Origin of the sequence: Actinomyces sp. Marseille-P3109, from assembly GCF_900323545.1 — a bacterium.
Classification (GTDB): domain Bacteria; phylum Actinomycetota; class Actinomycetes; order Actinomycetales; family Actinomycetaceae; genus Actinomyces.
Genome location: NZ_OOHN01000008.1, coordinates 454,819 through 475,822, shown reverse-complemented (window position 1 = coordinate 475,822; position 21,004 = coordinate 454,819). Strand labels below are relative to the sequence as shown.

Sequence of the window (21,004 nt, the reverse complement as noted above, 5' to 3'; positions counted from 1 at the left end):
ACATCTGCTGGCGATCCTCTGTTGCGGATCGCCGCCGCATGGGTCTCACCGGAGGCTCGGCCCTTTCGGCAGCGGGCTGTACTCTAGGCAGCCCCACCCCCTCGACGTCAAACCAAACGCCCATGATCCAGAACACACCGACTTTTCGCTGCTATTCCAGCGTTTTCGTCGATACGCTCGGAACGCGGTGGCGACCTCCCTCCCGTTGATCAATTTTCACCGAACGATCCGCAACGATCCGCACGCCATCATCGATCAATCAGTTAGTTGTCAACTTTCCGGTGTCGGGGATCCGCTCTCAGCTCTCACAAGGAGCGCATCCCGTGCCAGCCTCCACCCGTGGCGCCAAGCATCCGAGTACGGCAGGGGCGTGTAGCACCGGCCGGTGCTACACGCCCCTGCTCACGCCAGACAGAACGTTCTGGTTCTTTACTCCGCTTCGGCGAATTTGCGCACGGCCTTGGCCACGGCGTCGGCGACGCGGGTGTCGAAGGCGCCGGGGATGATGTACACGGGACTGATCTCGTCGTCGGCGATCACCGAGGCGATACCGGTGGAGGCGGCTCGCAGCAGCTCGGTGGAGATGTCGGTGATGCCAGTGTCCAGCAGACCACGGAAGAGTCCGGGGAAGGCCAGGACGTTGTTGATCTGGTTGGGGAAGTCCGAGCGTCCAGTCGCCACGACGGTGGCGTAGTCCGCAGCGCGGATCGGGTCGACCTCGGGGATCGGGTTCGCCATGGCGAAGACGATGGCGCCATCGTTCATGACCGCCAGGTCCTCGGGCTCAAGCAGGTTACCCGATGAGACGCCGATGAAGACGTCGGCCCCCTTGAGGCCCTCCTTGAGGGAGCCGGTCACCTGACGCGGGTTGGTGTTCTCCGCGAGCCACCTGCGGTGCTCGTTCATCCCCTCGGTGTCCACCGACGACAGGGCCCCGGTGCGTCCATAACCGACGATGTCGGTGGCGCCGTGCGCCATGAGCAGCTTGGCGATGGCGTTGCCGGCCGCACCGACACCGGACAGGACGATGCGCACGTCCTCGATCTTCTTGCCCACGATCTTCAGGGCGTTGATGAGAGCGGCCAGGGTCACGATGGCAGTACCGTGCTGGTCGTCGTGGAAGACGGGGATGTCGAGCTCCTCGCGCAGGCGGGCCTCGATGTCGAAGCACTTGGGGGCGGCGATGTCCTCCAGGTTGATGCCTCCGTAGGCCGGGGCGATGGCCTTGACGATGGAGATGATCTCCTCTGGATCCTTGGTGTCCAAGGCCACCGGCCAGGCGTCGACGTTGCCGAACTGCTTGAACAGGACGGCCTTGCCCTCCATGACGGGCATGGCGGCGGACGGGCCGATGTCCCCCATGCCCAGGACCGCGGTGCCGTCGGTGACGACGGCGACGGTGTTCTTCTTGATGGTGAGCATCCGGGCGCGCTCGGGGTGGTCGTAGATGGCCTTGCAGACGCGGGCCACTCCGGGGGTGTAGACGCGGGCCAGGTCACGACGGTTGTGGATCGGGTACTTGCCGGCCACCTCGATCTTGCCGCCAACATGGGTCAGGAAGGTCGAGTCACCGACATTGCGAACGACGACGCCGTCGATCTCCTCCAGCTTGGCGACCAGTTCGTTGCGGTGCTTGGAGTCGCGGGTGTCGGCGGTGAGGTTGACGGTGAGCTTGTCGCCATCGGCGTCGGCCACGTCGACGCCGGTGACGATGGCGCCAGTCGCAGTGGCGGTGTCGACCAGACGGGCTACCGCCTTCTGGGAGGCGGGCACCTCGAGGTACAAGGCGACGGTGTAACTGGGACTGGGCTGAACCATGGGCACTCCTTGTGGGACAGGCGGGGTCTTGAGATAAGCGCTCTGAGCCTATCCCCAGCCGGCCGTCTCCTAATCGGATGACGGTCCTACGGCGACCGAATACTGAGATACCCACAGGCTTTGGTCAGGATTCAGACCACCTGTGGTAGGGGTCTCACACAGACAAGGCACCGTTGACATAGATCGTTCAGGGACCGTCGACGACGAACAGTCCGGTCCGTCCCCACTCGTAACGAGCAGTGAAGACGGACCGGACATGTTCGAGCGACCCTCAGCACGAGGGAACAAGCAGCGGTGATGACCAGTAGAGCTCGTCTCAGCCCTGGACACGCTCCATGACCAGCTCGCGCACGCGCTTGGCGTCGGCCTGGCCACGGGTCGCCTTCATGACGGCGCCGACAATGGCGCCGGCCGCCTGAACCTTGCCGCCACGAATCTTGTCAGCCACGTCCGGGTTCGCCGCCAGGGCCTCGTCCACAGCCTCCAGGAGGGCGGAGTCGTCCGAGACAACCTCCAGTCCGCGAGCAGCGGCCACGGCCTCAGGGTCACCCTCTCCGGCCAGGACCCCCTCGAGAACCTGCCGGGCCAGCTTGTCGGTGAGCCGGCCGGAGTCCACCAGCCCCTGCAGCTCGGCGATCTGAGCGGGCGTGACGGCCATGTCCTCCAGGGCGGTCTCCTGCTCCTTGGCCGTGCGGGAGAGCTCGCCCATCCACCACTTGCGGGCGGCTTGCCCGGTGGTTCCCGCCGCAGCCGTGGCCTCAATGAGCTCCAGGGCCCCGGCGTTGACGACGTCGCGCATCTCAGTGTCACTCAGGCCCCACTCGGCCTTGAGTCTGCGGCGCTTGGCCGCGGGCATCTCCGGCAGGCGCTCTCGAATCTGCTCGACCCACTCCCGGCTGGGCGCCACCGGAACGAGGTCCGGCTCGGGGAAGTAGCGGTAGTCATCGGCGTCGGACTTGACGCGTCCGGCGCGGGTGGTGCCGTCGGCCTGACCGTGGCGGGTCTCCTGGATCACCTCTCCCCCGGCGGCCAGGATGGCTGCCTGGCGCTGGATCTCGTAGCGAACGACCTGCTCGATACCGCGGAAGGTGTTGACATTCTTGGTCTCGGTACGGGTGCCCAGCGGCGCGTCGGGCGACTCGCGCAGGGAGACGTTGACATCGGCGCGCACGTTGCCTCGCTCCATGCGCGCCTCGGAGACGCCCAGGGCCCGGAAGATGTCGCGCAGGGTGCGCACGTAAGCGGCAGCGACCTGAGGGGCCTTGGCGCCGGCACCCTCGATGGGGCGGGTGACGATCTCCACCAGCGGCACACCGGCGCGGTTGTAGTCCACCAGGGAGTGGCTGGCGCCCTCGATGCGGCCGTCGGCGCCTCCGATGTGGGTGTTCTTACCGGCGTCCTCCTCCATGTGGGCCCGCTCGATCGGGATGGTGAAGAAGGATCCGTCCTCCAGCTCGATCTCCAGGGCACCGTCGTGGGCGATGGGCTCATCGGACTGTGAGGTCTGGAAGTCCTTGGCCAGGTCCGGGTAGAAGTAGTTCTTCCGGGCAAAGCGGCAGGACTCGGCGATCTCGCACCCCAGGGCCAGCCCGATGCGGATGGCGTACTCCACACCGCGGGCGTTGACCACCGGCAGCGCGCCGGGGAGTCCCACCGATGTAGGGGTCACCATCGTATTGGGCTGGGCGCCGAACACGTTGGGAGCAGCGTCGAACATCTTGGTCGCGGTCCCCAGCTCGACGTGCACCTCCAGTCCCAGGACCGGGTCGTAGCGGCGAACGGCCTCGTCGAAGTCCATCAGCGTGTCACTCATCGTGTCTCCTCCAGCTCGGGCGCGCGAGACAGCAGCGGCGCCCCCCATGTCTCCTCCAGCGCTGCCTCCAGCACGGCTCCGGCGCGGTAGAGCCGGTCGTCGGCTCGCTGAGGCGCAAGGATCTGGAAGCCCACCGGCAGCCCGTCATCACTCAGGCCCGAGGGCAGGCTCATGCCGGGAACTCCGGCGAGGTTGGCCGGGATGGTGGTGACGTCCAGCTTGTACATCGCCAACGGGTCATCCTTCTCCCCGAAGCGGTAGGCCGTGACCGGGGCCGTGGGCGAGACGAGGATGTCCGCTTTGTCCCAGGCGGCGGCGAAGTCACGCTGCACCAAGGTGCGCACCTTCTGGGCCGAGCCGTAATAGGCGTCGTAGTAGCCGGCCGACAGTACGTGAGTGCCCAGGATGATGCGACGCTTGACCTCATCGCCGAAGCCCGCCCCGCGGGTGGCCGCCATGACGGTCTCGGCGGTGACGGGGCCCGAGGCCGGCTCGACCCGCAGGCCGTAGCGCATCCCGTCGTACCGGGCCAGGTTGGAGGACGCCTCGGCGGGCATGATGAGGTAATAAGCGTCCAGCGCGTACTCCAGGTGCGGCAGGGAAACGGTCTCCACCTGCGCGCCCGCCGCCTCAAGCAGCTCCAGGGCGGCGTGGAAGGAGGCCACGACGCCATCGTGGTAGCCCTCACCGCCGTCGAGCTCGGAGATGACACCTACCCGCAGGTCGGTCAGGTCCCGTCCCTCCTGAGCGGCCCGCACGACGGCGGCCATGCCGCGCGGGGCGTCCGACAACGAGGTCGAGTCCAGCGGGTCGTGGGAGGCGATGACGTCGTGGAGCAGTGCCGTGTCCAGCACCGTGCGGGCCATGGGACCGGGCGTGTCGAGCGAGGAGGCCATGGCGATGACGCCGAAGCGCGAGACCGTGCCGTAGGTGGGCTTGACGCCGACTGTCCCGGTGACGGCCGCGGGCTGGCGGATCGAGCCTCCGGTGTCGGTGCCGACGGCCACGGGGGCCTCGTAGGCGCCGACGGCGGCCGCGGAGCCGCCCGAGGAGCCTCCGGGGATGCGCCCGAGGTCCCACGGGTTGGCGGTGCGCCCGAAGGCTGAGTGCTCGGTGGAGCCGCCCATGGCGAACTCATCGAGATTGGTCTTACCCAGGATCGGGGTGCGGGCGGCACGCAGGTTGCGCACGAGGGTGGCGTCGTAGGGCGGCACCCATCCCTCAAGGATTCGTGAGGCGGCAGTGGTGACCTGTCCGCGGGTGACGATGAGGTCCTTGACGGCCACCGGAACACCGGTCAGCTCGCTGGTCGCCTGTCCTTCCCGACGGGCGATGTCGGCGGCGTCGGCCTGATCCAGGGCGCGCTCGGCATCCACGTTGAGGAAGGCCCCCACGGTGCCGTCGACGGCGGCGATACGGTCCAGGTGAGCCTGTGTGAGCTCGCGGGAGGAGACCTCCCCTGCCGCGAGTACCGCCGCCTGATCGGCGGCGCTGCTCCTGATGAGGCCGGCCAGCCCGGTCTTGTCAGCACTGCTCATGAGGCGGAGTCCTCCCCCAGGATCTGCGGCACGAGGAACATGGAGTCCTCGGAGGCCGGCGCACCGGCCAGGAGCTCATCGACGTCGAGCGTGCTAGCCGGGACGTCCTCACGCAGTACGTTGGTCAGCGGAACGGGGTGGGAGGTGGCCGGCAGGTCGGGCGACACCACGCTCGTGACCCGGGCGAAGGAGGAGGCAACCGCGTCCAGCTCACCGGCCAGGCGCGTCACCTCCTCCTCGCTCAGCTCCACCCGAGCCAGCGCCGCAACCCGTGCGACCTCATCAGTGGAAATAGCAGACATGGAGTGGAGTCTAGCCGGGCCGGGCCGGCTGCCGTCACGACAAGCGCAAGAGTGCCATGTCCCGCGGGTCTCAAGACGGGGACAGCTCCCCGTGGACGATCTGAGGCAGGCGGATGGATCATGGTTCTCAAACCCCCGGATTCCAACAGAAACGAAACCGAGACCGGATTCGTGCGATCTCACAGCACTTCATCCCCGAGGATGATTGACATCCCATCGTTTCACGGATGTCATGGTGCGCACTGGGTTGTTGAGGACCTCCGGGAGCAGTGATCCCGCGACGGTCCGGGGCAGCCCTTGGATCGGGCCTCCAGGACTTCGGGCCACCGGGGGTCGGATGGACAACTGGATTCGACCGGGCTCCGCACGGTGCGGAGCAACAGATCGAGGGACGAGGACGCATGAGCAGCAACACTTCCCCCACCGGTGCTCAGCATCAGGGAGAAGCCTCACCGAGCAAGACCCCTGTGCTCAGCACACCTTACGGAGAGCCCACGGGTGTGCGTCGTCAGTCTGTCTTCCAGGCGGCTGCGAACGACACGGCACCGCACGCACGCTCCAACAGCACCACCGCGAACGATATGAACAAGGACCTGGGCAACACCGAGGAGCTCGAGGTGGTCGCCCCGGCGGCAGCCGCCGCGCCCGGAGCCGACAACGAGCTGCACGCCCAGCCGAGCAGTGACAGCACCACCGGCACGGCCGTTACCGATGGCGCCCCGGAGTCCTCCGAGCCCGCTGGGCCGGAGGTGGCGACCTCGGACGGGACCGTTGAGACGGCTCCGGACCCAGCGGTCCCTGAGGGCGGCACGGCCCAGCCCCCCGTCGGTTCCTCTGATGACTCCTTCATCTCCCCTGTCACCACTGCCGCGGTCTTCGACGGCACTCCGTCAGCATCCGCATTCGCGTCACCCAAGCACCCGGACGAGGCCTCCTACCTGGATGAGCCCAGGCGCCGTCGCCGCTGGCCGCTGGGCGTTGCCGCCGCAGCGCTCCTCCTGCTCGGTGTCGTCGGGGCGGGTGGCTACGCCTATGCCGCGCACTACGACGGTCGTGCCGTGCCCGGGACGACGGTCGCCGGTACCGACGTCTCCGGCCAGAGCCGCGAGGAGGTGGTCGCCACCATTGAGAACCGTGCGAAGAACGCCAAGGTGGACATCTCGGGTGATGTCACCGCCAGCGCCTCTCTGACTGACCTGGGGACAACCGTGGATGCTCAGGCCACCGCCGATGCCGTTATGGCCCGCGGCGACACGCTCGGTGAGAAGTTCCAGGCCCTGGTCTCCAAGGGAGAGGTCCCGGTGGTCAGCTCCACCGACAAGACCACGGTGGACGCCTATTCCACATCCCTCATCCCCGAGGACCGTGCCAAGGCACGCAACGCCACCGTGGTCCTCAGCGACGACGGCACCACCTTCTCCACCACGAGCGCCTCTAAGGGCGCCTCCCTGGATGCGGACGCCCTGGCGCAGGCCGCACAGAAGTCCGCCACGTCCCTGGGCTCGTCATCGGTCTCCCTGACAATGACGAACGCCGACCCGAAGGTCTCCGACGACGACGCCCAGAAGGTTGCCGACAAGGCCAACAACTGGGTCTCGCAGGACGTGACCATCACCCTGGATGACGACTCCTACACGGCGGAGGACACGGACAAGGCCTCGTGGATCACGGTGACCAACTCGGCCGACTCCGCCCCCACTATCGCCGTGGACTCCGCGAAGGTCTCGCAGTGGGTCCAGGCACAGGCCGAGGAGGCCAAGGTTGACCCCGTCACCGGTCAGCGCAACGTCAACGCCAGTGGGAAGGTGGTCTCCACCCCCACGGAGGCCAAGGACGGCAAGACCGTCAACAACGCCGACGCGGTCGCCACCTCGATCACCCAGTCCTTCGGCAGTGACAAGGCCTATGCCGGTTCCTTCGAGACGACGACGGTCAAGGCGGAGTGGAAGGAGCGCACCATCGCCGACGGCGCGGAGAACCTTCCCTACCAGGCCGCTCCGGGTGAGAAGTGGGTCGACCTCAACCTGTCGAGCAAGACGGTGACCGCCTACGAGGGCGCAACCGCAGTGCGCGGCCCGGTCTCCATCGTCGACGGCGCCCCCGAGACCCCGACGGTGACCGGCACCTACAAGGTCTACCTGCAGCACGAGATCCAGACGATGCGGGGCGAGAACGCTGACGGCTCGCCCTACGTCGCTGAGGACGTCCCGTGGGTGAGCTATTTCCACAGCGGCTATGCCTTCCACGGCGCGGGATGGCGCTCGAGCTTCGGGTACTCCGGCTCCCACGGCTGCGTCAACATGCCGATCCCCGAGGCGCAGTGGATCTACAACTGGGTCGACACGAACACCGTGGTCCAGAGCCACTACTGAGCCGGAAATCGGTCCAGCCGCAGCTGGGGCGGGGCACCTCCTTTTCAGGAGCTGCCCCGCCCCAGTTTTGACGACACCTCAGGACACTGCCTGCGGCCCCTTCTCCAGGAGCGTCACGAAGCCGTCCTCGTCGAGGATCGTCAGTCCCAGCTCACGGGCCTTGACCTCCTTGGAGCCGGCCTTGTCACCGACGACGACGAAGCTCGTCTTCCTCGAGACGCTGCCCGAGGCCTTACCGCCTCGCGAGACGATGGCCTCCTTGGCGCTGTCCCTGGTGAAGCCCTCCAACGAACCGGTGACGACGATGGTCAGTCCCTCCAGGGTCCGCTCAGGCTCCACCTGCTGATCCGAGGTCTCCTCCCGGGTACGGACCCCGGCTGCCTCCCAGCTGCTGAGGATCTCGCGGTGCCAGTCGACATCACGCCACCGCACCCAGGACTCAGCGATGGTCGGGCCCACGCCGTCGGTCTCGGCCAGCTCGGCGACGTCGGCCTGGCACAGAGCCTCCAAGGACCTGAAACGCGCCGCCAGGGCCCGGGCGGCGGTCGGACCGACGTGCCGCACGGACAGGGCCACCAGGATGCGCCACAGCGGTCGGGTGCGAGCCTCGCGGAGCTGGGAGAGCATGGCGATGGCGTTCTTGCCGGGCGCCGTCGCCTTCTTGACCCGACCGTCTGCGTCATAGGTCTGCTTGGTCCAGAAGAACCGGCTCAGGCGCCAGTCGCCGGTGGGGACCCCGCGGCGTGAGACGGGACGCCACACGAAGACCTCGCGCAAGTCCTCCCCGGTCAGGTCGAACAGGGCGGCCTCACCGGTGAGCACCGGGGTCTGCTCAGTGACCCCTGCCCGCCTCAGGAGCTCCTCGACAGCCTCCACCCTTTGGGAGGCGTGCAGCGAGTCGCGCTCGCCCGCCGGCAGGCTGAGTCGCCCGCTTTCCGTCTCCAGACTCTGCCCGGCCGCGAGCGCGGCCAGCGCCTCACGGCGTCCGGCGTCGGGTCGAGTCAGGGCGCCGGCGGCCTCGTCGCCCAGTCCCTCGACATCGAGCGCGCCTCGGGAGCCGATGTGCGCGATCCGCTCGGTCAGCTGGGCGGGACAGGAGCGGGTGTTGGGACAGCGCAGGTCGACATCGCCGTCCTTGGCCGGCGCCAGCGCGGTGCCGCAGGAGGGGCAGTGCATCGGCATGACGAAGGCCCGCTCGCTGCCGTCGCGCAGGTCGGCCACCGGCCCCAGGATCTCGGGGATGACGTCACCGGCCTTGCGCACGATGACCATGTCCCCGATGCGAACGCCCTTGCGCGCCACCTCGGTGGCGTTGTGGAGGGTGGCCCGGGCCACTGTCGAGCCGGCGACGAGGACCGGTTCCATCATGCCGAAGGGGGTGACGCGTCCGGTGCGACCCACCTGGACGGCGATGTCCAGCAGGCGGGTGCGGACCTCCTCGGGCGGGTACTTGTAGGCCGTGGCCCAGCGCGGGACCCGGGAGGTGTGGCCGAGTCGGCGCTGGAGCGAGTGGTCGTCGAGCTTGAAGACGATGCCGTCGATCTCGTGAAGAAGGTCGTGGCGGTGGGTGGCGTAGCGCTCGATGTAGGCCTCGCGCTCGGCCCGCCCCCGCACCACGGTGTTGTAGGGGGACATCGGTAGCCCCCAGCCGGCCAGGAGCTCGTACCACTCGTGCTGGCGGGTGGGAAGCTTCTCTCCCGGTGCGGGGGTGATGGCGCCGACCCCGTGGGCGATCATCGCCAGTGGCCGGGAGGCGGTGATGGCGGGGTTCTTCTGGCGCAGTGAGCCCGCGGCCGCGTTGCGGGGGTTGGCGAAGACCTGCAGGAGGGCGGCGCCGTCGGCCTGCCGTTGCACGTTGCGGGTGCGACGGTCCTCGTTGAAGGCCTCGAACTCCTGGGTGGGGAAGTAGACCTCGCCGCGTACCTCGAGCAGGGAGGGGTGGGAGTCGCCGGCCAGTACCAGGGGGACGCTGGCGATGGTGCGCACGTTGCCGGTGACGTCCTCACCGGTCGTTCCGTCACCACGGGTCGCGGCTCGGGTGAGGAACCCGTTCTCGTAGGTCAGGGCCACGGCCAGGCCGTCGATCTTGACCTCGGCGGTCATGGCGAGCTCGTCGTCGGCGACACCGGTCTCGGCAACCATGCGCTCGGCCCATTCCTGGACCTCGTCGAGGGAGAAGACGTCCTGGAGGGAGTACATGCGCTCGTGGTGGAGCGCCGGGGCGAAGTCGGTGATCGCGCGGCCCCCCACGCTACGGGTCGGTGATCCGGCCCGGGCCAGGGCTGGATGGGCGGACTCCAGGTCCTCCAGCTCACGGTAGAGGACGTCGTAGTCGGCATCGGACAGGGGGCTCTCGGCATCGATCGCGTTGTAGTAGGCGTCTCGGGCGGCCTCGATGTCGCGTACCAGCTCGCCCCAGCGTTCCCGAGCACGGGCCGGGACGACGGTCAGCGCGGTAGGGCTCTGACGGTGGGAGTCGTCCGAGCCGGGGACCGACGGTGTCGGTCCGGCCGGCCTGGGAGCAGTGCCGCGGGGAGCATCGGTGTCAGTCATGGGGCTATCCTTCCTCACCCCGGCTCGAAACGGCTTCAGGCGTCCCCGAACGGGCTGCCTGGCACGTGTCCTTGGTAGTGGACCGCAGAATCTCGGCCTTCCAGGCGTCCACAGCGAGCCGATTCAGCCGGGAACTGCGAGGTTGTCCACACCCCGCTTCCTCTGCCGGAGACGCGACTGGTCCAACCCGCGATTCTGGGTGTGTGAGCTCCACGTCTGATGCCTCTGACCCGCACGCCCTCTGCTCGGTGAGCGGCCGCTCCACGGCCTTCTGCTCGCAGTCGGCCGGCAGGGCCGCGGCCCGAGCGGCGGTTGACGCCCTGACGGGCCCCTGGCACCTCGCGATCCTGGACGGGCCCGACCGCGGACTGGTCATGGCCGCCCAAGACGGAACCGTCCTGGGCCGGGACGAGGTGCTGAGCGACCCGCTGGTCTCGCGCCGCCACCTGCGCCTGCGACTGCACGGTCGCCGGGTCCGGGCCCGGGACTGCGGCTCGGTCAACGGGACCTACCGCTACTGGCACCTGGGTCTGTGGCTGCGTCTTCGCAGGGAGGTCGGGTTGAGGGAGGGGACGCTGCTGCGCCTGGGAGACAGCGTGCTCGAGCTGCGCAGACGTCCCACCAACCTGGTGGTTCCGGCTCCCCCGTCGGCGTCCTCGTTGGTCTGGTCGATGGTGGGCTCACTGGTCTGCATCCTGGTCATGGCCGGCTCGGCGGCGATAGCGATCACGACCGGAAGCCGCGGCGCCATGGGCATGGTCATGGTGGCACCGATGCTCGCGATGACGATCATGCGCCTGGTGCCGTTCCTGCAACGGCGTCGGGGCAGCCGCGGTAGCGGCGGATCTCGATGGCGCCGCGGCCGCCCGCGTCTCAAGGGGCTCCATCCGGGCTGGAGACGCGGACACCCGGACCCCTCCACGATGTTGCTGGCTCTGGCGGCTCGCTCCAGCGCGCTGGAGCCCGCCCAGGAAGCAGGATCCGAGGGCTCGGCGACGGCGTCAGGCGCACGCGGCCCCCTGACCGCCTGGACCGCTGAGCGCCGACGGAGGCGCATCCTCTCACTTGAGGACGGGGAGAGCCTGGCTTTAGAGGGCAAGGAGGCCGGCAACGTCCTGATGTGGTGGTGCGCGCAGCTTCTGGCCCGCGATGAGGTCCGGTTGACCGAGCTGGACAACCCGTGGGACGGCCGGGTGGAGGACCGGTTCAGCACGCGCGCCAGGGGCTCCCACGGGGTTCGTCTCACCTGGGGACCGCGAGCTCGCCCTCACGTCGCTCAGGTGCTGACCTGTCCAGACGATCGGGTTGCGCCTCAGGCGCTGCGGGTGCGCCCGGCTCCGACCGGGGCGCCGTCGTGCTCACCCGCCTGGTGGGATGCGGTCCGCCACCTGTGCCGGTCCAGGATCACCACGGAGGCAGAGACATCGGCGGCGCATGAAGGCGTTCCCGACATGGTCCGTCTCAGCGAGGTCGTGGAAGACCTCGACGCTCACGAGCTTCGGGCGCGGTGGAAGGAGCAGACCCGTTCGCACACCTCCGGGACGTTGCCACTGCCGGCGATCCTCGGAGTGGGATCGCACGGACCGGTCAGCGCCGACCTGGTGGCGGACGGTCCGCACGCTCTGCTGGCAGGGACGACGGGATCGGGGAAGTCCGAGCTGCTCATCTCCTGGCTGGTGCAGCTGGCTCTGGGGTGCCCACCGGACCGTCTCACCATGGTCCTCGTCGACTACAAGGGAGGGGCCGCCTTCAGATCTCTTGCCGGCCTACCGCACACGGCCGGGGTCCTCACCGACCTGGACCCGGCCGGCACCAGGCGGGCGCTGTCCTCATTGGAGACCGAGGTGCACCGGCGCGAGAGGATCCTGACCAAACACGGCGCCAAGGACATCATTTCTCTCCCGCCTCAGGTGGTCATCCCTCACCTGGTGGTGGCGGTTGACGAGTTCGCCACGCTGGCCGGGGAGCACGCCGACGTGCTGGAGGCGCTGGTACGCATCGCCGCCCAGGGACGCAGCCTGGGGATCCACCTCATTCTGGCCACCCAGCGCCCCCAGGGCGCCGTCTCCCCCGCGATCCGAGCCAACACCTCCCTACGGATGTGTCTGCGGGTGCTCGACGCCGCCGATTCCAGGGACGTCCTGGGGCACGACGGCGCCGCCCGACTCGGTCGTCATCCCGGACGTGTCCTGGTCAGCGGAACCGAACCAGACTCCCACGATCCTGATGACTCACTCGGCACCCAGGTGCTTCAGGCTCCTTGGTGCGGCAACGACCGTGATGTCCAGCAGATCGTCGACCTCGTCTCGCGCGCCGCCAAGGGCCACGCCTCCCCATGGCGTCCGTGGGCGCCCGCCCTGCCCGCCGTCGTCGACGAGGCCGGGGCGCTGGAGATGGGACGACGACGCGTCCCGGGCGCCCACGGGGAGCGCTCGGAGGACGACCGCGTCGGGCAGATGCGCTCTGGTCGGGACGAGGCGGAAGAACAGGTCCTTCTCGCCCTGACCGATCTTCCTCACCAGCAGAGCCTGGGGCTGTGGCGCTGGCCGATCGCGCGCCCGCTGCTGGCGCTCGGGACACCGGGGTCGGGGCGTTCAACGCTCGTGGCGTCGGCATCGATGGGGGCGCTGCGCTCGGAACGAGGAGTGCACCTGTGCGGACTCACTTCCCCGACGGCGGAAGGCTCCGGCGCAGGATCCGCCTCAGGCGTGCAGAGGCTTCTGACGCATCCCGCGGTGGGGACCGTTGTCGGAGCGGAGGACCCACGGCGCCTGGTCCGGTTGTGGGGCCTTGCGGCCAGTGGGCGTCTGAACGGCGATCTGTTGTGCCTCGACAACGTCGACGCGCTCATCCCAGCCGTTGACGAGGTGCTGGGTCCCGGACAGGGCAATGCCATGCTGGAGGCCATCATCCGTACCGCGTCGGCGACGAGCATGTCTCTGCTGCTGACCGCCCCACTGGCTGCCTCCACCTCCCGGTGGGCCGGATCCGTAGGACTCAGGCTGGTCCTGGGCGCAGCCACCAGCACCCAGGCCGCGCTCGCCGGTCTTCCACGCGGGGTCGTCACCGGCGGCGTCCCGGGGCGGGGCGTCATCCTGGACGGGGCGGTGACAACCGCGTGTCAGATCGTGCTCCGTCACGAACCCCTGCCGGAGTCGGGCCGTCGCCGCCCAGCACTCCGGCTCGAGCCTCTGCCAGAGCGAATCACCTGGGCCGACGTCCCGGAGGGAACCTGGGCCGTAGGAGGCGACACGGCTTTGCCTGTCCTTCTGCCTCCGGGAACCAGTGTCCTGGTCGTAGGACCACCTGGCTCGGGACGCTCCACGGCACTGCGGGCCCTGGCTCAGGCGCTCCCTTCAGGAAACCTCGTCGTCGACGACCTGGACACGGCAGATCCGGCAACTACCAGTCGGGTGGAGACCGCCTTGGCACGATCGGAGGTGGTCCTGGCATCGGCGTCGACGGAGAAGGTCGCAGCCACCTTCCGCGGTGCGATATCGACACTGCGCGAGCGAGGAGCGATCGTTGTGCTGTGGCCCGGTATGCGACATGCCGACCAGGCCGCGGGAATGTCACTGAGAGCTGCCACCGATCCACGGGCGCTGACGCTCCCGGGGCGTGGAGCCCTCGTCTATCGCGGAACGTGTCTACCGATTCAGATCGTGCTGCCAAGGCCTGGGGACGACAACCACAATAATCCTATTGAACAGCCTGTTTAACAGGCATTCTCAATGGCGGGAAGTTGCGTTATCTCAACGCTCTGACAACCTGTGAGGATCACGACAGGGTATCGGCGCAGGTCTCACGATCGAAGTCTTGCCCGTCGCCCCCCGTCGTGTGAAAGTTGTTCTCAGACGTGGCCGCCGTCCCCTGACAAACCGGACCGGCGATAGCCGCATGACCGATGACCTTGAAGGGGGCCCTTATGGACTGGCGCAGCCAAGCCGCATGTCTCACCGTCGACCCGGAGCTCTTCTTCCCTGTAGGAAACACCGGTCCGGCCATCGCTCAGATCGCTAAGGCGAAAGAGGTCTGCAGCCGTTGCGAGGTGGTGGACACCTGCCTGAAGTGGGCACTGGAGAACGGCCAGGACGCCGGCGTCTGGGGAGGCATGAGCGAGGATGAACGGCGCTCCCTCAAGCGTCGTGCGGCTCGCGCCCGCAGATCGTCCTGAGAGCCGGTCGAGGCATGAACGTCACGGCGTTCGCACGGTTATTCGTGCGAACGCCGTTTTCTTTTATTCCACTGCCTTCAATCGCTTGACGCCGAAAACTCAGGACTCGCTCCCGACCGCACCCTGGTTGAGGCGAGCGTGAATGACGACGTCGGTTCCTCCCCCGCTCAGAGGCTGCCAGTCGATGCTTCCACGCAGCTCTCCGCGCACGAGCGTGGTCACAATACGCGTCCCCAGACCGGTCATGAGAGCGCCCGGAGCCAGACCGGCCCCATTGTCCGTGACATGGACCTCGAGCTGGTCCTTGTCACGGCGGGCGCTCACTGTCACCCGACCGTCACGTCCGTCGAGCCCGTGCTCGACGGCGTTGGTCACCAGCTCGGCCAGAACCGTGGCCAGCGCCTGGGCCGTGTCGGCATCGACCACGCCGAAAGAGCCTTCCAGCTTGGTGCTGACCTGACCCGTTGGCGAGGCCACGACCGCCGCCATGCGCAGGATGGAGGAGAAGACGTCATCGAAGTCCACCCGCTCGTTGACGTTGTGACTCAGCGCGTCGTGGACGGTGGCGATCGTCGTCACCCGTCGTTCGGCCTCTGACAGCGCCTGGCGGGTCTCCTCGTTCGAGGCTCGGCGGGCCTGCATGCGCAACAGCGCCGAGACGGTCTGCAGGTTGTTCTTGACTCGGTGGTGGACCTCACGGATGGTGGCGTCCTTGTTGAGCAGAACCTGCTCACGCCGACGCACCTCGGTGACGTCACGGACCAGGAGCGCCGCCCCGGAGCGGCGCCCGGCCCGAGTCAGGGGGATGGAGCGAAGCGACAGAAACACTCCTCCGACCTCGACCTCGGTGAGCCAGGCCTGCCGTCCCATGAGAACCACGGCCAGAGTCTCGTCCACGGGGGTGCGGGCGGGAATGATCGAGGTGACGGCCTCGGCCAGCAGGACCCCCTCCAGCTCGCCCTCAATACCCAGACGGTGGAAGCAGGAGCGACCGTTAGGGCTGACATAGACGATCCGCCCGTCCTCGTCCAGTCGCAGGACGCCGTCGGCCACACGCGGAGTGCCATGCCGGATCGTGGTACCGGCCCCCTGGATGGGAAAGTCGCCCGCAGCGGTCATCTGGCAGAGAACCTCGGCGATCTCCTCCATCTCCCGCTCGACGATGCGCCCGCCACGAATGACGCCCACCGAGGTCTCCCGGGTGACGACGGCGATCGGTGTACCCGCGTGGACGACCGGGATGTACTCCTCCTGGACCGCGGCGGTCCCGGTCCAGTAGGGCTCGGCGGCGTCCTGGATCTGGGCCGTGGACAGGGACTCCATGGCCATGGCCTCGCGCGAGGCCGGCATGCGGCGCCCGACGACGTCCTCCAGGTGCACGGTGGTGCCGCCCGAGGGACGAGTGTGCCCGGCGGCGATGAAACGCCCTGCCCGGGTACGCACCCACAGGACCAGGTCGGAGGTGGACAGGTCCGCGATCAGCTGCCAGTCGGCCACCAGCTGGTGGATCCAGTCGAGGTCGGCCTCGGCGAGGTCGACTGCGTCTCTGAGGGCGCTGGGCAGAAGATTAGGCACCTCTCAAGGTTATCGGCAGTGAGCGAACCCGGCTCGTTGAGCCGGCTATTTGCCAAGCAAGACACATCGACGAGCAGTATCCGAGTCCGGGCTCAGCCCGGCGGTCATCCCCATGGTCGGCCCCGGGTTAACCCGTCGTCGTGCCTGAACCGGACGTGACCCAACTGTGCTCTGAACCAGCATGACGTGGCAGGATCGCGCCATGAGGAAGACCATCACCATCACCTACCCTGCCGATCCCGCTCGCACCGCCCAGATGCTCGCCACCCCTGCCTACCAGGAGGAGCGGGTCGCTCGAGCCGGACTCGATGATGCCTCGGTCGACGTCGCCCAACGCGGTCAGGGATTCGTCTCGACCATCTCCGGGAGCGTCCAGCCCTCCCAGCTGCCCTCGGTCGCCTCACGACTGGTGCGCTCGGCGGTGTCCTTCACCGTGACCGAGTCCTGGGGCGAGCCGAAGGAGGACGGATCGCGCTCGGGCGGCTACGAGGTGACTGTCAAGGGCGCCCCGGTCAAGGTCAGCGCCACCTCCACCATGGCTCCGACTGCTGAGAGCACTGAGACCTCTGTCTCGACGCAGGCCACCACGGTCACCGTCGACGTCGACCTCAAGGTGAGTGTCCCCCTGGTGGGCAAAAGCATCGAGGAGAAGGCCATGGGCATGGTGGGCCGGGTCGTGGCCGACGAGGAGCGCCGCGCCGCCGCCTGGCTCGCCGAGCACTGAGCCGTACCTGGATCACGCCTCGATCACCCACTGTGAGCATCGTCGCCAAGCGTTGTTATTCCCGTGAGGGGCTCCTGTCCGCCAGGCGCGCAGCACAGGCGATTCAGGGGACGCTGACCACTGCTCGCGTCCCATTTCGTGGCACGATCTCGCCATGAGTACATCAAGCACCCCCGCAACCGCCAACACCGCCAGCACGGCCAGTGCCGTGTGGGCCGAGCGCACGGGCACACGTCAGTACATTGGTCGTAACTCCGCCGGCGCCGAGGTGCGCATCGGTATGGGCCCGGGAGAGTTCTCCCCCGGCGAACTGATGAAGATCGCCCTGGCAACCTGCAACACCCTGTCCGCCGACCATCGCCTGGCCAAGGCCCTGGGTGAGGACTTCGAGGCCACGGTAGGCTGCTCGTCGGTCAAGAACGACGCCGAGGAGCGTTACGAGTCCTTCCAGGTCGAGATCGTCACCGACCTGTCCTCGCTCGACGCCGATCAGCGCGAGCTGCTCAGCCAGCGGGTCGCAGCCGCGGTCGACCGACACTGCACCGTGGGCCACACCATCGAGCACGGCGCTCCCTACACGACGACGATCGTCGACCCCAACGAGGACTGAGCGCCCAGCGCTCCATCCGCTGAGCCGGCCGCAGTCCCCGTCACTCAGGTAAGGAGACAACCGTGAACACCTCCCGCTCTGGGCGCTCCACCGCACTGGAACGCGCCCTCGACAAGGCCATCGCCATCCCGGCCGCCCGCATCGAGGAGCGCGTAGCACGGATGCGCCGGGACCGTCCCGGGGCCGACGCCGCTGAGCTCGTCGAGATGGCTGCCTCCCGCTTCCGGCGGGACGCGGGGCTGTCATCGGGGGCGGTCGGGGCCTCCGCAGCCCTACCGGCCATCAGTACTGGTGCGGCCGCCGCTCTGACAGTCGGCCAGAGCGCCGCCTTCATCGCCTCGGCCGTCACCTACGTTCTGACCGTCGCAGAGATTCAGGGCCTCCACGTCGTCGACACCGAGCGCCGTCGGGCCCTGGTCCTCTCCGCCCTCCTGGGCAAGGAGGGCTCTGAGGCGGTTCAGGGCCAGCTGGGCCTGTCCTCGATGTTCTGGGCGGCACAGGTGCTTATGCAGATGCCCCTGCCATCGGTGAAGTCGATCAATGCCCACCTCATCAAGCGGGTGGCCAAGCGCTCGGCCGCCAAGGGCGGGGCGCTGGCACTGGGGCGCCTTCTCCCCTTCGGGATCGGGGCCGCCATCGGCTGGTCCGGGGGCCGGGCACTGGCCAACCAGGTCATCGAGGGGGCGCAGGCCGCACTGGGGCCCCAGCTCGTTCTGGACGGCTACGTCGACGACTCCCGTGTCGAGGTGATCGACACATGAGCAGCGTCGGCAGCGCGACCGAGCAGCCGTTGCCGGAAGCCCGGTACCCAGCCCTGGCGCAGATGGGGCTCACCCATCCGGCCGGCGTTGATGTCTCCTACGAGAACCTCCTGGCCGACGTCCTGACCAACGGTGCTGAGAAGTCGGACCGCACCGGTACTGGGACCCGTTCGCTCTTCGCCCGTCAGCTGCGCTACGACCTGGCACGGGGCTTTCCGCGCATCACCACGAAGTTCGTGGCCATGAAGGCCGTCAAGGGCGAGCTACTGTGGTTCCTGCGCGGGGACACGAACGTGCGCTGGCTCCAGGAGCGGGGCATCACGATCTGGGACGAGTGGGCCGATGAATCCGGCGAGCTGGGGCCGGTCTACGGCTCGCAGTGGCGCTCCTGGCCCACCCGGGACGGGGGTGCGATCGACCAGATCGCCGGACTCATCGACACGCTGCGCACCGACCCGGACTCGCGGCGCATGCTGGTCTCGGCCTGGAACGTCTCCGAGCTTGGTTCCATGGCGCTGGCACCCTGTCATGCCTTCTTCCAGTGCTACGTGGTCGATGGACGGTTGAGCCTGCAGATCTACCAGCGCAGCGCCGACCTGTTCCTGGGCGTGCCCTTCAACATCGCCTCCTACGCGCTGCTCACCCACATGCTCGCCCAGCAGGCGGACCTGGATCCCGGTGAGCTCATCTGGACCGGCGGCGACTGTCACATCTACGACAACCACGTCGAGCAGGTCCGCACCCAGCTCTCCCGGGTTCCTCGGGCCCATCCCTTCCCCCGGTTGCATCTGCGGCAGGCCGGTTCGATCGACGCCTACGACATGGACGACATCGACGCCTCCTCAGGCTACGAGCACCATCCCACGATCAAGGCCCCGGTCGCGGTATGAGCGGCCTGGGGATGATATGGGCCCAGGACATCACCGGCCTCCTGGGGGCCGACGGCGACATGCTGTGGCGCGTGCCGGCGGACTTCGCCCACTTCAAGGCCACGACCATGGGCTGCGGGCTGGTCATGGGACGCACCACCTGGGAGTCATTGGGGGGCGCCCTGCCCGGGCGGCGCAACGTGGTCCTCACCCGTGACCGGTCCTGGCGGGCCGAGGGTGCGATCCGCGCCGGCTCGCTGCGCGAGGGGCTCTCGGTGGCGGCGCGGGGGCTGGCCGCGGAACTGGGGCAAGATCCTCGCGAGGGGGGTGCTGCTGGGCTCCCCCGTCTATGGGTCATCGGTGGCGGCAGCGTCTACGAGCAGGCGCTGGCCGAAGGCCTGCCCGATGTGCTCGTCGTCAGCGTCCTGGACCTGGATGCCACCGAACGGGCCCGCGAGCGCGGCCTGCCCGACTCGGCACTCGTACGTGCACCGGGCATCAGCAGCCAGGAGTGGACCATCGACCCGGCCCTGTCCGACCCGGAGGGTCAGTGGCGCCCCGTCTCCGGAGACGCGCGCTGGCGAGTGGAGACCTGGCGGCACCTCTAGACGCGCTCAGTGGGCACAATGGGTACTCAATGGGCTGCGTCATAGCGCGCCCGGGCCTCACTGACAGTGCCGAGGTGGTCGGTGGCCCAAGCCTCAACCTGAGCGAGCGCCTCCGCCAGTCCTCTCCCCGAGTCGGTGAGCTCATAGGTCACTCGCGGCGGGATCTCAGGGTACTGATGGCGCTCGATAAGACCATCGCGTTCAAGACCCCGTAGTGTCTGGGTGAGCATTTTGGTGGAGATACCGTCGACTCGGGCCGATATCTCCTTGAAGCGTTGCGGCTGGTCCGCATGATGGAGCGCCCCGACGACGAGCACGGTCCACAGGTCACCGAGTGACTTGAGTAGACGGCGTGAGGGGCAGCTGCGGCTATAGGGGTCGGGTGCCATCTCCATGCCGGTCGGCTGCTCAGTATCGGCCACGTTGTCTCCTCGTGTGCTTGGTCGCCGATCCGTCGTCGGGCGCCCATGAGTATGAGCGGCCGACGACGGACATGGGTGACAGGCTACCCGCGGACCGCGCACCTCACTCGGCTACGACGGCAAGGCCCCCGGTCCAACCGATCTGCTCAGTGACGGCCAGGGCGATGCCCAGTGCCCCGAGCGCCTCCAGACGCTCTGCCCGCTTGAGCTCTCCGGCGTCTGCCCACTCCAGCCCGGCAGCCTCGACGAGCGAGCGCAGGCTCGCCTTGGCGTCCGCGGAGTCGGAGGCGGCCAAGACGGTTGCCGGGCGAGCGCCGACGGTGCCGGTAGCCAGGACGGCGGCGAAGACGGTGTTGAAGGCCTTGACCACCTGGGCGTCCGGGAGCCTCACGGCGAGCTCGGCGGCCGCAGAGCTACCAGCCGGTACGACGGAGTCAAGAGTGGTGAAGTCCAGGGGGTTGGTCGGGTCGACGACGACCTTGCCGGCGAAGGCTTGCGCACCATAAGTGGCGATGACGTCGTCGATGGCGGCGTACGGCAGGGCGAGAACGACGATGTCACCGCTCAGGGGCGAGCCGATCTCGGCGACGTCGACGCCCGAAAGGCCTGAGACCTTGGAGGTGTCGCGCATCAGGACCTGAGTGCTGGCGCCGGCCTTGACTGCCAGGCCTGCGACGGCTGATCCAATGGCGCCGGCGCCGATGATGGAGACGGAGGGGACAGACATAAGAGCTCCTTGAGCGTTAGTTTGTGAACGAACGCCTCAACTCTCTCACACACATTCACTTTCCAAAAGAGAGTGAGTGTGTGTGAGAGATCACTTGCTGTCATCACGTGTGGCTCTCCGCCATCGCTGACACGCTCA

At 68.1% G+C, this 21,004-nt stretch carries 16 protein-coding genes; 8 read left to right on the top strand and 8 right to left on the bottom strand.

What is annotated here, in order from left to right; genetic code table 11:
- Window positions 1-429: 429 nt before the first annotated feature.
- The 4 genes from BQ8008_RS02325 to gatC all read right to left on the bottom strand — a co-directional run bounded on the left by BQ8008_RS02325 (window position 430) and on the right by gatC (window position 5,471).
- Window positions 430-1,818 carry an NAD(P)-dependent malic enzyme gene (locus BQ8008_RS02325; protein ID WP_108832644.1) on the bottom strand — a complete coding sequence of 463 codons (1,389 nt, stop codon included), beginning with the start codon at window positions 1,816-1,818 and terminating at the stop codon, window positions 430-432.
- A gap of 316 nt (window positions 1,819-2,134) precedes the next feature.
- Complete coding sequence (gatB, locus tag BQ8008_RS02320) at window positions 2,135-3,631, bottom strand: Asp-tRNA(Asn)/Glu-tRNA(Gln) amidotransferase subunit GatB (RefSeq protein ID WP_108832643.1); 1,497 nt, start codon at window positions 3,629-3,631, stop codon at window positions 2,135-2,137.
- Window positions 3,628-5,169, bottom strand: coding sequence for an Asp-tRNA(Asn)/Glu-tRNA(Gln) amidotransferase subunit GatA (gene gatA / locus BQ8008_RS02315; RefSeq protein ID WP_108832642.1), 1,542 nt, complete (start codon window positions 5,167-5,169; stop codon window positions 3,628-3,630). The genes gatB and gatA overlap by 4 nt, the downstream gene beginning before the upstream one ends.
- A complete protein-coding gene (gene gatC / locus BQ8008_RS02310; RefSeq protein WP_108832641.1) occupies window positions 5,166-5,471 on the bottom strand; it encodes an Asp-tRNA(Asn)/Glu-tRNA(Gln) amidotransferase subunit GatC in 306 nt (101 codons plus the stop codon). Before gatC ends, gatA begins: the two co-directional genes overlap by 4 nt.
- A gap of 401 nt (window positions 5,472-5,872) precedes the next feature.
- On the opposite strand from gatC, the gene BQ8008_RS02305 reads away from it, so the two are divergent.
- Window positions 5,873-7,843, top strand: coding sequence for a L,D-transpeptidase (locus tag BQ8008_RS02305; RefSeq protein ID WP_108832640.1), 1,971 nt, complete (start codon window positions 5,873-5,875; stop codon window positions 7,841-7,843).
- Between the two features lie 78 nt (window positions 7,844-7,921).
- On the opposite strand, the gene ligA is transcribed toward BQ8008_RS02305, so the two are convergent.
- Window positions 7,922-10,396, bottom strand: a complete 2,475-nt coding sequence (gene ligA, locus BQ8008_RS02300) for an NAD-dependent DNA ligase LigA (RefSeq protein WP_108832639.1) — start codon at window positions 10,394-10,396, stop codon at window positions 7,922-7,924.
- A 203-nt stretch (window positions 10,397-10,599) separates the two neighbouring features.
- Here ligA and BQ8008_RS02295 point away from each other — a divergent pair, with 203 nt between their 5' ends.
- Window positions 10,600-14,115: an FtsK/SpoIIIE domain-containing protein gene (locus BQ8008_RS02295; RefSeq protein ID WP_234415185.1), complete on the top strand. Its 3,516-nt coding sequence runs from the start codon at window positions 10,600-10,602 to the stop codon at window positions 14,113-14,115.
- Window positions 14,116-14,321: 206 nt separating this feature from the next.
- Complete coding sequence (locus tag BQ8008_RS02290; protein ID WP_108834572.1) at window positions 14,322-14,570, top strand: WhiB family transcriptional regulator; 249 nt, start codon at window positions 14,322-14,324, stop codon at window positions 14,568-14,570.
- A 99-nt stretch (window positions 14,571-14,669) separates the two neighbouring features.
- Here BQ8008_RS02290 and BQ8008_RS02285 read toward each other — a convergent pair whose 3' ends face one another.
- Window positions 14,670-16,145, bottom strand: a complete 1,476-nt coding sequence (locus tag BQ8008_RS02285; protein ID WP_108832638.1) for a sensor histidine kinase — start codon at window positions 16,143-16,145, stop codon at window positions 14,670-14,672.
- A gap of 202 nt (window positions 16,146-16,347) precedes the next feature.
- On the opposite strand from BQ8008_RS02285, the gene BQ8008_RS02280 reads away from it, so the two are divergent.
- The 5 genes from BQ8008_RS02280 to BQ8008_RS02260 all read left to right on the top strand — a co-directional run bounded on the left by BQ8008_RS02280 (window position 16,348) and on the right by BQ8008_RS02260 (window position 19,717).
- On the top strand, window positions 16,348-16,869 hold the full coding sequence (locus tag BQ8008_RS02280; protein WP_108832637.1) for a DUF2505 domain-containing protein: 522 nt from the start codon (window positions 16,348-16,350) through the stop codon (window positions 16,867-16,869).
- A 154-nt stretch (window positions 16,870-17,023) separates the two neighbouring features.
- On the top strand, window positions 17,024-17,479 hold the full coding sequence (locus tag BQ8008_RS02275) for an OsmC family protein (protein ID WP_108832636.1): 456 nt from the start codon (window positions 17,024-17,026) through the stop codon (window positions 17,477-17,479).
- A gap of 62 nt (window positions 17,480-17,541) precedes the next feature.
- Window positions 17,542-18,240, top strand: a complete 699-nt coding sequence (locus tag BQ8008_RS02270) for a hypothetical protein (RefSeq protein ID WP_108832635.1) — start codon at window positions 17,542-17,544, stop codon at window positions 18,238-18,240.
- Window positions 18,237-19,130 carry a thymidylate synthase gene (locus BQ8008_RS02265; RefSeq protein WP_108832634.1) on the top strand — a complete coding sequence of 298 codons (894 nt, stop codon included), beginning with the start codon at window positions 18,237-18,239 and terminating at the stop codon, window positions 19,128-19,130. Before BQ8008_RS02270 ends, BQ8008_RS02265 begins: the two co-directional genes overlap by 4 nt.
- Window positions 19,127-19,717: a dihydrofolate reductase gene (locus BQ8008_RS02260; RefSeq protein ID WP_108832633.1), complete on the top strand. Its 591-nt coding sequence runs from the start codon at window positions 19,127-19,129 to the stop codon at window positions 19,715-19,717. Before BQ8008_RS02265 ends, BQ8008_RS02260 begins: the two co-directional genes overlap by 4 nt.
- Window positions 19,718-19,743: 26 nt before the next feature.
- On the opposite strand, the gene BQ8008_RS02255 is transcribed toward BQ8008_RS02260, so the two are convergent.
- Together BQ8008_RS02255 and BQ8008_RS02250 are read right to left on the bottom strand one after the other, a co-directional pair.
- Complete coding sequence (locus tag BQ8008_RS02255; protein ID WP_108832632.1) at window positions 19,744-20,139, bottom strand: winged helix-turn-helix transcriptional regulator; 396 nt, start codon at window positions 20,137-20,139, stop codon at window positions 19,744-19,746.
- Between the two features lie 103 nt (window positions 20,140-20,242).
- Complete coding sequence (locus BQ8008_RS02250) at window positions 20,243-20,866, bottom strand: NADPH-dependent F420 reductase (protein WP_108832631.1); 624 nt, start codon at window positions 20,864-20,866, stop codon at window positions 20,243-20,245.
- Between the last annotated feature and the right edge of the window lie 138 nt (window positions 20,867-21,004).